The organism is Candidatus Hydrogenedentota bacterium (genome assembly GCA_016791475.1).
In the GTDB taxonomy this organism is placed as follows: domain Bacteria; phylum Hydrogenedentota; class Hydrogenedentia; order Hydrogenedentales; family JAEUWI01; genus JAEUWI01.
This window is the reverse complement of the sequence record JAEUWI010000359.1, coordinates 1-579: the sequence shown is the minus strand read 5'-3', so window position 1 is coordinate 579 and position 579 is coordinate 1. Positions and strand designations below refer to the sequence as shown.

Annotated in this window: 1 pseudogene; it reads left to right on the top strand. The window is 66.1% G+C overall.

Going from position 1 to position 579, the window contains the following annotated elements:
• Positions 1–346 precede the first annotated feature (346 nt).
• Positions 347–579, top strand: a pseudogene (locus tag JNK74_29675) (sugar phosphate isomerase/epimerase).

Below are 579 nucleotides of genomic sequence, written 5' to 3'. Positions count from 1 at the left end.
ATTGCTTTCGTTGCATGCCGGGGCTCCTGAACGGACTGCGATGACGATGCGGCAGATGGTCGCGCCCGGGGCTGTCAAGCCGCTGTCAGGCAGGCCAGGAGAAACCCGTAGACCGCGTCGGCCGATAATCCGCGCCACCCACGATGAAGCTGCTGCTGATCGAAGACCACGCCGCGCGCCGTTGAACACGATTTTGAAGCTGTCGACTTTCCCGCCCGAAGCCAAACTGCCCGAGCCAACCATGACCCCGTTCCCGCACCGCATCGCCTCGCTCCTGGGTGCCCTCGCCCTCGTCCTCGCGACCTCCTCCTCGCGGGCCCAACTTCCCCCGGACGGACTGTTCTCCCGGACCAACCTCGTGGCGTGGTGCATCGTGCCCTTCGACTCCGCCAAACGCACCCCCGCGCAGCGCGCCGCCATGCTGGAGTCCCTCGGCATCCGACGCCTCGCCTACGATTGGCGCAACGAACACATCCCCACCTTCGACCAGGAAATCGCCGAGCTCTCGGCCCGTAACATCGAACTCACCGCCTGGTGGTTCCCCTCCCAGCTCGGTCCCGAAGCGCGCACCATCCTCGA